At 50.7% G+C, this 11,362-nt stretch carries 7 protein-coding genes; all 7 read right to left on the bottom strand.

The annotated features are described in order from the left end of the window. Window positions 1-460 precede the first annotated feature (460 nt). The 7 genes from BQ6873_RS15885 to BQ6873_RS15855 all read right to left on the bottom strand — a co-directional run bounded on the left by BQ6873_RS15885 (window position 461) and on the right by BQ6873_RS15855 (window position 11,347). Entirely contained in the window at window positions 461-2,161 is a 1,701-nt protein-coding gene (locus BQ6873_RS15885) for a methyl-accepting chemotaxis protein (RefSeq protein ID WP_076593532.1), read from the bottom strand. 188 nt (window positions 2,162-2,349) lie between these two features. Further along, complete coding sequence (locus tag BQ6873_RS15880; RefSeq protein ID WP_076593531.1) at window positions 2,350-4,038, bottom strand: methyl-accepting chemotaxis protein; 1,689 nt, start codon at window positions 4,036-4,038, stop codon at window positions 2,350-2,352. A 41-nt stretch (window positions 4,039-4,079) separates the two neighbouring features. After that, window positions 4,080-4,556 carry a chemotaxis protein CheW gene (locus tag BQ6873_RS15875; protein WP_076593530.1) on the bottom strand — a complete coding sequence of 159 codons (477 nt, stop codon included), beginning with the start codon at window positions 4,554-4,556 and terminating at the stop codon, window positions 4,080-4,082. Between the two features lie 440 nt (window positions 4,557-4,996). Then, entirely contained in the window at window positions 4,997-5,383 is a 387-nt protein-coding gene (locus BQ6873_RS15870; protein WP_076593529.1) for a copper-binding protein, read from the bottom strand. 17 nt (window positions 5,384-5,400) lie between these two features. Continuing rightward, on the bottom strand, window positions 5,401-8,553 hold the full coding sequence (locus BQ6873_RS15865) for an efflux RND transporter permease subunit (protein ID WP_076593528.1): 3,153 nt from the start codon (window positions 8,551-8,553) through the stop codon (window positions 5,401-5,403). Then, entirely contained in the window at window positions 8,550-10,043 is a 1,494-nt protein-coding gene (locus tag BQ6873_RS15860; protein WP_076593527.1) for an efflux RND transporter periplasmic adaptor subunit, read from the bottom strand. The genes BQ6873_RS15865 and BQ6873_RS15860 overlap by 4 nt, the downstream gene beginning before the upstream one ends. Next, the gene (locus BQ6873_RS15855; protein ID WP_076593526.1) at window positions 10,040-11,347 is read right to left on the bottom strand and encodes a TolC family protein; all 1,308 of its coding nucleotides are present in this window, start codon (window positions 11,345-11,347) and stop codon (window positions 10,040-10,042) included. The genes BQ6873_RS15860 and BQ6873_RS15855 overlap by 4 nt, the downstream gene beginning before the upstream one ends. Window positions 11,348-11,362 lie beyond the last annotated feature (15 nt).

Raw genomic sequence — 11,362 nt, 5'->3', positions numbered from 1 at the left:
ACAGAAATAAAAATGCAGTGTGTGGAACAGCGGAAAAGGACAGTTAAAAACACCCGTGCAGCAATCGTTGCCGGAGGTTGATTAACGTCAAAATAGAAGGTCTGAAAAACCCTGAAACTGCTATGAGGATGAGTAGAAAAGCGCGGAGAAAAACGAAGTGAAGTACAGAGAGACCGGATGATGTCTATCGCCTGCATGACAAACATGTAAACGCAAAACACTGAGTTACATCCACACAACAAGTAGTGGTGGCTATCTCACTGAATTTTATTTCCACATGGAAATATTTTTAGATATGAAAAATAAGCGAGAAAGAAAATAATCAGACATGCTTGCATTGCACAGACATCAGTCGGACAAGCAAAGAAGACGAAAAACGATAGTCGAGCAAAGTACGGCAGAAAATAAAAAAGGCCGGGTAAGAACCCGGCCTTTTAAAAGAGATGCAAAGAGCAGACGATTAAAACTCTTCCCAATCGTCCCCGCCCGTTGCTGCGCCATTCGCAACTTTTTGACGTACTGGTGCAGCGATCGTACGTTGGGCAGGAGCACGATGCGATGCCACCGCTGAGATTTTTGCAGTTCGTTTGATCGGTGCAGACACTTCTACACCATCCAGCTTGAACACGCTAACGGCTTCTGCCAGCTTGGCCGCTTGATCATTGAGTGATTCGGCTGCGGCTGCAGCCTCTTCTACCAGCGCTGCGTTCTGCTGCGTGACTTGATCCATCTGACCGATGGCTTGATTCACTTGCTCGATGCCAGCGCTTTGTTCCTGACTCGCGGCCATGATCTCGGACATGATGTCGGTCACGCGCTTCACGCTTTGCACAACCTCATCCATCGTCACGCCAGCTTCTTCTACCAGTCGGCTACCGGTCTCGACTTTATCGACAGAGTCGCCTATGAGTGCCTTGATTTCTTTTGCGGCAGCGGCCGAACGTTGTGCCAGATTGCGCACCTCACTTGCGACTACGGCAAATCCTCGGCCTTGTTCACCCGCACGTGCTGCTTCTACCGCGGCATTCAAGGCCAGGATATTGGTCTGGAAAGCAATGCCGTCGATGACGCCAATGATGTCCACGATTTTCTTGGCAGAGGAATTGATTTCTTCCATCGTATCGACCACTTGCGACACCACTGCACCACCTTTTTCTGCCACGCTGGAGGCAGATACTGCAAGTTGATTGGCTTGACGTGCATTGTCGGCATTCTGCTTCACGGTTGAAGTCAGCTCTTCCATTGATGAGGCTGTTTCTTCCAGTGAGCTGGCTTGCTCTTCAGTACGGCTGGACAAATCCAGATTGCCCGCTGCGATCTGACTCGATGCTGTAGCAATGGTATCGATACCCGTTCTGACTTCGCTCACGCTCTTGACCAAGCCGTCGTTCATGTCCTTCAACGCTTGCAGCAATTGTCCGGTTTCGTCGCTCGACTTGGCTTCAATCTTGTTGCGCAGATCGCCAGAAGCGACTGTACGTGCAACTTCGACCGCGTATCCCAAGGGACGCGTGATACTGCGTGACAGCAACCACGCGAGTAAAGCACCCAATGCCAATGCAATCGTTCCCAAGGTAATCAATACAGCGCGACCGGATAGATACAAATCATCGACAGCAGTTTTCGCTTTCTGGAAAATCCCTTGTTGAAACTCCACCACCGCCAGGACTGAATTGTTATAGGAATCCAATGCTGGATCCATCTTGGTTTCAATCATTTTTTTTGCCGTTACTTCGGCGGCTGCGTTGCCTTCGCTCTTGAGCTTGAAGACATCCTTGCGGATATCCATATACTCCTTGCGCTTGTCACCCACCACACTCATCAGTTTTTTGCCTTCATCACTTTGAATCTGGCTACTGATTTGATCTTGCAGCTTGGTGATTTCGATACTTTGCGCTTCCATCTCGGTCTGGAATTGTTTCTGTACTTCAGCATCGTTGCTTCTCACACGTGCCGTGGTACGCACCGCGTTGGCGATATTACCCAGATACCATTGATGCGATAAACGCTCTGTCTGCGCAGCGGCCTCCATGTGCACAGTTGCTTGTGCGACTGCTTGCAGGCGCCATACACCAATCACTATCATGGATGCCATCAATACCAGTACAACGGCGAACGCCATGCCCAGCCGTACGCCGATTTTCAAATTCGTTATTTGCATTTTTTACTTAAGATGAGGGAGTGCTTCGAGGGAGATGTTCATGATGTATCGTTCTGCTGCTCTATTTTTCCATTGCAGAAAACGCCATCATTTTGTCGAGATCGGTCGAGAACAAGATGTGTCCCCGACCATAACAAGATTGATCAGGCAAGCGGCGCAGCGCTTACCTGATTACAGCAAGTGATAACTTAAAACTCTTCCCAGTCATCGCCGCCTGCCGCTACACCATTCGACACTTTCTTACGCGCTGGTGCAGGTGCTGCAATCGCACGTTTGGCAGGTGCTACTGCTGCGATTTTTGTTGCCGTCTTGGCGGATGCGGATACTTCCATGCGATCCAGTTTGAAGACACTGACTGCTTCTGCCAACTTGATCGCTTGTTCGTTGAGCGATTCCGCTGCAGCTGCAGCTTCCTCTACCAACGCTGCATTCTGCTGCGTGACTTGATCCATCTGACCAATGGCCTGATTCACTTGCTCGATGCCGGCGCTTTGTTCCTGGCTCGCCGCCATGATCTCGGACATGATGTCAGTCACACGTTTAACACTGTGCACAACTTCTTCCATCGTGACGCCAGCTTCACCGACCAGCTTGCTGCCGATCTCTACTTTACCGACAGAGTCACCGATCAAGGTCTTGATTTCTTTCGCTGCTGCAGCCGAGCGTTGCGCCAAATTACGCACTTCACTCGCTACCACGGCAAATCCACGACCTTGCTCGCCGGCACGGGCTGCTTCCACTGCGGCATTCAAGGCCAGAATATTGGTTTGGAAGGCAATGCCGTCGATAACGCCAATGATGTCCACAATCTTTTTGGCAGAAGTATTGATGTCTTCCATCGTATCGACCACTTGCGACACCACTGCACCGCCTTTTTCTGCAACGCTGGAAGCAGATGCGGCAAGCTGGTTGGCTTGGCGTGCGTTGTCAACGTTCTGTCTCACAGTCGAGGTCAGCTCTTCCATCGACGAAGCTGTTTCTTCCAGTGAGCTGGCTTGCTGTTCAGTGCGGCTGGACAAATCCAGATTGCCCGCTGCGATTTGCGTGGTCGCTGTACTGATCGCCGTACTGCCTTGACGAACGTTGTGTACAGTTTCGGTCAAGCTAGTCTGCATTTTTTGCAAGCCGTGCATCAGCACGCCCATTTCATTCTTGGATTTGACTTCGATACGGCTAGTCAAATCACCAGAAGAAATCGCACCGAAATGACCCAGCATTTCCTGCAGCGGTTGCATGATCGCGCGGATCAGGAAGAAAGCTGATATTGAAACAGCCAGCAACCCAAACAAAACGCCACCAATCGCCGCAATGCGGAACATGCTGTACATGGATTGACTGGATTCATACGCTGCAGCGGCAGTCTTCAATTGAAAGTCCGTCAGCTTCTCTGCGCTCTCACGCATGTCAGTAAATAAAGGTGAGGTCTTTACAAACATGAGATCGCTGGCTTCTGCATGCCGCCCGGCTTGCACGGCAGCGAGCAGAGGAAGTGCGCCATCACGCACATAAATATTGCGTTTTTCGGTGACGATATCAGCCAGTTTCTTTTCATCCGCATTCATCGGCAAGGAGTAGTAATCCTTCCATGCCGCATCAGATTGGGCACGCAGCGTTGCTGAACGCGCGATCAAGTCACCTACAGTAGGCGCATCCGGTTTAAGGACGACACGATCAATGGCCGAACGCGCCTGGAACATCCGCGTCATCGACAGATTGATGGCAAGAGAAGATGCCAGTTGATTGCCGTAGACATCCTTCAGTGAGTCGTTCGTGCTTTGCAAGCCAATCACACCCATCGCACCACCGACAATCAGCATCATTCCCATGAAAGCCATCGTGCCGATGAGACGCATCTTGATTGATAAATTATTGAACATCATTCCCTCAGACCAGTTAATTATGTGAAGCAGCTCTATTCTCAGGCCGCAATTTTTTCGATCAGCCCCATTTCGGAGGATGACATCAGCTTGTCAATATCAACCAGGATCAGCATGCGTTCTTCGATCGTTCCCAACCCGATCAAATAATCCGTATCCATCGCGGTTCCCATTTCTGGCGCAGGCTTGATCTGTTCGTTATTCAGCGTAATGACGTCAGAAACGCTGTCGACCACCATTCCGACTACACGATTGCCAATATTAAGAATAATGACCACCGTGAATTGGTCATACGTCGGCAAACCGAGTTTGAACATGATGCGCATGTCGACAATCGGAACAATGATGCCGCGCAGATTAATGACACCCTTGATGAACTCAGGTGCATTAGCGATTTTGGTGACGGCATCGTAACCGCGGATTTCCTGCACTTTCAGAATATCGATACCGTATTCTTCGCTGCCTAGCGTAAACGCCAATACCTCGGTTCCGCCGAGAGATTGTTGTTTGTTTTGCATGGGTTGCCTGTCTAATATGAAGGATTGCTTGCGCGTTATGAATGATGCTTTTAGCGCAAAAATAATGAGACATTGAAGAGAAAAAATTTTCACCTCAACTCAATCCTGATTACGTCAATTAAGAAGGAATCTTTAGAGATAAACGATGCCGTCGCAAAGATATTGCGACTGATGTGTGAATATTGGTTAAATCCGGGAAAACGCTTGTGTATTTGGTACGATTTTTAACGCTTTAGTGAGAATGAAAAACGTCTGCTACATCTGTGCAAAGACTAGCAATAATGAATCGACAATACATATCCATTACTGCTTGTCTTTAGCAACCATTACTGACGAGTCAGAAATATTTCATTAATAGCAACTACATGTACGCCAGAATTGCCATCGACTACCTGCATCACACCAAAATCAACGACAAGCGGCTTGAGCGACTGGCTCTATTATTTCTGAACAGATAACACCGTCACTGTTGCTTCTCCATCGACGTTCTCAACCGTAAATTTCACCTTGTCGCCTACTTTTACATTAGAAAGTAGCGCTTTGTCTTTCACTGCAAACGGCATGGTCATAGGCCCCATTTCCACTGTCGCGCTCTTGATGCGACCGTGTTTCAGGGTAATGCTTTTGTTCTCTTTATCAACGGCTTTGACTACGCCATCCGACAGGGTAGTCGCACTCGCTGATGTCGCTGGCATCTTGTCCATTTTCATCCCTTCCATCTTCATTCCTGCCATGTCCGTTCCCATGGTTCTTTGGTCAGCGTAAACATTCACTGCCATCAGAGAAAAGCCGCAAACTGCCACCAGATTCAAAAACGATTTTTTCATTTGATACTCCTTAGTAGTTAGATTGATTTGTTTCGTACTGCCAAACGTAATTTGCGTTCTTGAAGCAAACGCCATGCTGCTGGAATCACAAAAAGCGACAACAATGGTGCGGTAATCATGCCGCCCACCATCGGTGCGGCAATCCGTTGCATTACTTCAGAGCCAGCACCGCTACCGAACATAATCGGGACAAGACCGGCCAAGATAACTGCCACTGTCATGGCTTTGGGGCGCACACGCAGTACCGCACCTTCCCGTATCGCTTCCGCAATGAGTTCCTTGCTCAACGGCTGGCCGGATTGCAATCGCTGATTCAATGAATTGCGTAGATACACCAGCATCACGACGCCGAACTCAGCCGCCAGCCCTGCCAATGCAATAAACCCAACTGCAGTAGCCACCGAAACGGCATGACCGAGTAGCCACACAAACCAGAAGCCGCCGATGAGTGCGAAAGGCACAGTCAGCATGAGTAGCAATGCTTCTGATACTGAGCGAAACGCTAAATACAGAAGGATAAGAATCACTGCCAGCGTGAGTGGAATGACCGTTTGCAACTTGGCGACAGCTCGCTCCAGATATTCAAATTGCCCTGACCAGCCTATCGAATATCCAGGTGGGAGTTTTACTTCTTTTGCCACCGCTGCCTGCATTGCTTTCACAGCTGTGTGCAAGTCCGTTCCGCGCACATCGACATAAACCCAGCCAGAAAGCCGTGCATTCTCGCTGCGTATCATTGGCGGCCCATCAGTTACCTTGATGTTCGTAATATCCCCCAGCCTTACCTGTGCACCTCTATCCGTGACAATGGGGAAGTCACGTAGTGTTTGCACAGAGTTACGGTAATCCTGCGAGTAGCGGACATTGATAGGAAAGCGCTGGCGTCCATCCACAACTTCACCAATGTTTTCTCCGCCAATCGCAGATGAAATAACCGACTGCACGTCCGTCACTGCAAGGCCATATCGCGCTGCTTTGGCGCGGTCGATATCAACATCGATATAGCGTCCGCCGCTTACGCGTTCTGCCAGTGCAGAAGTTACCCCCGGCACCTTTTTGACGATGGCTTCGATTTGCGTGGCGATTTTATCGATTTCGCCTAGATCAGCACCAGACACCTTCACACCGACTGGCGTCTTGATGCCGGTTGAAAGCATGTCGATACGATTTCGGATAGGTGGTACCCAAACATTCGATAGTCCTGGAACCTTGACTATCCGGTCCAGCTCTTCAATGAGTTTTTCAGATGTCATGCCAGGACGCCATTGGTCTTTCGGTTTGAACTGAATCGTCGTTTCAAACATTTCCAACGGTGCAGGGTCTGTCGCTGATTCGGCGCGACCAGCTTTACCAAAGACCGTCGCGACTTCGGGTACGGTTTTGATTAGTCGGTCGGTCTGCTGCAGCAATTCGCTGGCTTTGGATGCAGACAGTCCGGGCAATGCAGAAGGCATGTACAACAAATCACCTTCGTCCAGGGGTGGCAGGAACTCGCCTCCCAGTTGGGACAGCGGAATCACCGTCAGGACAAGAGTAATAAACGCAATCGCAATCGTCCATTTCGGATGCGCCAGACTTGCATTCAACCAAGGTCGGTACGCGCGTATCAGTACGCGATTAATCGGATTCGATGCTTCGCTTGGAATACGCCCACGTATCATGTACCCCATCAATACCGGTATCAGCGTAATCGCCAGACCAGCCGCAGCAGCTAAGGTGTAGGTTTTTGTATATGCCAACGGCGCGAACAGCTTGCCCTCCTGCGCTTCCAAGGCGAATACCGGAATGAAAGATAGCGTAACGATAAGCAGCGAGAAGAACAGCGCCGGTCCAACCTCAATCGCCGACTCTGCAATCAAGTCCCATCTCTCACGGGCACTAATTTCCTGATTCGGATGCTCGTGCGAATAGGCTTCCAGATGCTTGTGCGCATTTTCAATCATGACAATCGCCGCATCTACCATCGCACCGACGGCAATGGCGATGCCACCTAAGGACATCAGATTGGCATTGACCCCTTGGTAGCGCATCACAATGAATGCAGCGAGCACGCCTAAAGGAAGCGAGATGATGGCGACCAAGGCACTGCGCAGATGAAACAAAAATATCGCGCAGACCAATGCGACGACAATAAATTCTTCAATCAGCTTGTCGCGAAGATTGGTCACCGCTGCCGTAATCAGTTTGGAGCGGTCATAGGTTGTGACGACTTCCACACCCTTGGGAAGCGAGCTTTGCAAAGTAGCTAGTTTTGCCTTGACGGCTTTGATGGTCTCCAATGCGTTCTTACCAGAGCGCATGACGACAACGCCCCCAGCAACTTCACCTTCCCCATTCAACTCCGCAATACCACGACGCATTTCAGGGCCAATGCGCACTGTTGCTACATCTCTGAGTAACACAGGTGTACCTGCATCATTTGCGTTGAGGAGAACATTGCGAAAATCTTCCAGCGAACGCAAATACCCGTGAGAGCGCACCATATATTCGGTCTCGGCCATTTCGACGACCGAACCACCGGATTCCTGATTTGCCTTCGCCAATGCATCAAGCACCTTGGCATGCGAGATACCGAATACGCGTAACTTGTCTGGGTCGAGGATGACTTGATACTGCTTCACCATGCCGCCGATGCTGGCAACCTCGGCTACATCTGGAACGGTTTTCAGCTCGAACTTCAGAAACCAGTCATTCAATGTTCGTAACTGGCTGAGGTCGTTGTGTCCTGTGCGGTCGACTAAGGCGTATTCAAATATCCAGCCGACTCCGGTTCCATCCGGTCCAAGCTCGGCGCGCACACCTTGTGGTAAGCGGCTTTGCACCTGGCTGATATATTCCAGCACCCTGGAGCGCGCCCAGTATTGGTCCGTCGCATCGTCAAAAAGAACATAGACAAACGAGTCGCCAAAGAAGGAATAACCACGGACAGTTTTGGCACCCGGAACAGCTAACAGTGCTGTGGTTAGTGGATAAGTAACCTGGTCTTCCACTATCTGTGGGGCCTTGCCGGGATACTGGGCGCGAATGATGACTTGCGTATCCGACAGATCTGGCAATGCGTCCAAAGGTGTTTTGTTCAAGGACCACAGGCCCCAACCCGCGATGACCAGCGCAGCAAGCAGTACCCAGAATCGATTGGCAATGGACCAGCGAATAATTCGCGCAATCATCGCTTGCCTCCAATTGGTTGGACGCTTTCGAGTAGGTAGCCGTCGTCGTTTTCCTTGAACGAGAATTCCACTTCCTGTCCTGCTTTTATCTCGCCGAATGCATCAGGACGCGACTTGTTAAAGTCCATCGTCATCGCACCCCATTCAAGTTCAGCAATCGGCTTGTGCGAAAGGGTCAATGCTTTTGGCGTTACTTTCTCTACAGTGCCTATGCCCCGGTGAACAGCAGATGCTGCCGGCTGCATTGTCTGATTGTTTCCAGAAAACTTGGGTAACACTGACTTCAAGCTAGCTTCCGAATCAATAAGGAATTGCCCCGAGGCGACTACTTTCTGTCCCTCACTCAATCCACTCAAAATCTCGGTATCGTTGCCAGTATCCCGGCCAGTCGTTACAACAACAGGTTGCATGCTGTTGTTTTCGCCAGCCACCAGGACGATGGATTGCTTGCCGCTTGCAATCACGGCTTCGCTCGGAACCAGAAGACGCGAAACTGGCTTCTCGGCATCCAGTCGAACACGCATGAGCATGCCTGGTGTAAGGCTGCCATCACGATTATCAAGTTCCAGCCGAGCCTGCAGAGTTCGTGTCGCAGTACTGATACCCGGTAGGATTTCTCGAACCTTGCCGCTGTATTTCCTATTCGCGTCACCGGAGAATGTAGCTTCGACCGTCATGCCGGAGCGGACTGTATTGCTCAATGTCTCTGGCACTTCTGCTACCAACCACACCTTGTTTAAACCTGCGACTTTTGCAATGGTCATGCCGGGAGCGACCATTGCCCCATCGCGTACGGACAACTCGGTGATGACGCCGTCAACTGGAGATGTCAGCGTGAAGTGCTTTTGTGATTGTCCGGTGCGGTCCGCCTGATTTATCAATCCGTCCGGGATAGACATCGCTCGCATTCTTTGTCGAGCGGCTGCCGCTAGTTCGGCATTCCCGCCACGCTTGAGTGCCAGATATTCCTCTTGCGGTGCAATCCAGTCGGGAACAAAAATAGAAGCAATTGCCTCACCCCGCTTGATGCGTTGTTGAGGTGAACGGGCATACAGTTTATCGATGTATCCCGTCACACGGCTTTGCACGACTTCCGATGCACTCTCATCAAACTGCGTTGTGCCGACTACCTCAAATGCGTCACGTACTTCTTCGCGCCTTACAGTCGCAAAGCGAATGCCGAGATTCTGTTGAAGTGTTGGACTGACTTTTACGCCACCATCTTCCGAAGCTTCATCCGCATAAACCGGAACCAACTGCATATCCATGAAAGGGCTTTTACCCGGCTTGTCGAACTTATTTCCCGGGACCATAGGGTCGTGCCAATACAAGACTTTGCGACCTGTCTTCGGGTCAATTTTTCCTGTCGTCGCACCAGAGGTAGAAGCGTCATTCATAATTTTTTGCGTACCGAACCAATACCCGCCAAACACAAGGCCAGCACCTGCTAATACCAAGCCTATCGCTTTCAATGCGAATTTCGATTTCATTTCATCTCTCCTGCAGACACCATGTCGTGTGGAACCACGTGATATTCCAGCGCCGCCCAAGTCAGGGCAGCTTCTCTTTCAAGCTCGACTATTTGCAGCCGTCGTTCCAACAACATTTTTTTCGCATTGAAGACAGCACTCAGACTGCCGCCCCCCGAACGGTAAGCAGCCATTGCCAGCTCCACCTGCTGCGAGGCAGACGGTAGCAACTGCGCGTTGAGTTGCGTTACACGGGATTTAAGACTGTCCAGAGTGGATGACTGATTCTCGATTTCAGTCTGTAGTTCACGCAATGCCTCTTCGTACTGCATCCTGGCTTTGGTACCCAGGGCAGATTTTTCAGCGATGTCGCGGTTCTGCTTTTGCGCGCGATTAACGGCTAAGGGAATACTGATGCCAAAGGACACCATGTTTGAGTACTGACTGCCACGCTGGCTGTAAGACGCTTCGATCGACCAGTCCGGGTTACTTTCGCGAGTCGCAACGGTACTGTCGGCGTCAGCCAGATTGATTGCACGACGAGCCGTCAATAACATCGGATGATATTTTTCGAGTTCTTCGACAGGCAATCCTGGCACATGCGAAGTCAGCTTGGGCGTCTCGTCGGCGACCGTGGCAGCTGGCATGCCTGTCCAGCGGCTTAGTGCAAGACGCGCATTCCGCAAATCCTGTGTGTTTTTATGCGTTGCATCTTGCGCTTGCGAGAGTGTCAATTGCGCTTGCATCACATCCGAGGCGTTTGCCTTGGCACCACGATGTGCCGCATTCACCGCATTCAGATCATCAGACGCTTCTTTTTCCATGGCACTGACCAACGCCAATGTACGCTGACCGTACAGCACATTGACCCATGCCTTGGCGGCCTCTTCCCGTACCTTGGCAACGCTTTCCAGATAATTGCTTTCTTCCATTTCGACGGCGCGCTGGGCACGTTCAGAGCGCGCAACACGCTTGTCGGCAGAGACCCACTGCTGTTCGATACCGACCCGGCGCATAGTCATGAAGTCGCTCGTGGTGCTGTAACGGTCACTACCCGTCACCGGCAGATTGTCGATGCCAACTTTCAGCATCGGATCAGGCAATTGGTCAGCTTTAGCAGCTGATTCGCGACTGGCCATTACAGATGCGTTAGCGGCCTTGGTAAACGACGAACGCTGCAGGGAAAGCTGCACTGCTTCGTTTAATGTGAGTCCATTGGACTGGGCGTTAACAAAAGATGAGCCAAAAGCCAGCGCCAGTAATACGCTGATTCGGCAGAGTGCGCGCGACTGATGATTCAGTAGCGCGTAGATACGCAAAAACATATAACCCCCGATAAT

Source organism: Herminiimonas arsenitoxidans, assembly GCF_900130075.1.
Lineage (GTDB): Bacteria > Pseudomonadota > Gammaproteobacteria > Burkholderiales > Burkholderiaceae_D > Oxalicibacterium > Oxalicibacterium arsenitoxidans.
The sequence above is the reverse complement of the archived record's forward strand: the minus strand, read 5'-3'. Positions and strand labels throughout refer to the sequence as shown.

Coding starts and splice junctions, on each gene's coding strand:
- BQ6873_RS15875 (WP_076593530.1), bottom strand. CDS start 4,556: ATGCAAAACAAACAACAATCTCTCGGCGGAACCGAGGTATTGGCGTTT.
- BQ6873_RS15880 (WP_076593531.1), bottom strand. CDS start 4,038: ATGTTCAATAATTTATCAATCAAGATGCGTCTCATCGGCACGATGGCT.
- BQ6873_RS15855 (WP_076593526.1), bottom strand. CDS start 11,347: ATGTTTTTGCGTATCTACGCGCTACTGAATCATCAGTCGCGCGCACTC.
- BQ6873_RS15865 (WP_076593528.1), bottom strand. CDS start 8,553: ATGATTGCGCGAATTATTCGCTGGTCCATTGCCAATCGATTCTGGGTA.
- BQ6873_RS15885 (WP_076593532.1), bottom strand. CDS start 2,161: ATGCAAATAACGAATTTGAAAATCGGCGTACGGCTGGGCATGGCGTTC.
- BQ6873_RS15860 (WP_076593527.1), bottom strand. CDS start 10,043: ATGAAATCGAAATTCGCATTGAAAGCGATAGGCTTGGTATTAGCAGGT.
- BQ6873_RS15870 (WP_076593529.1), bottom strand. CDS start 5,383: ATGAAAAAATCGTTTTTGAATCTGGTGGCAGTTTGCGGCTTTTCTCTG.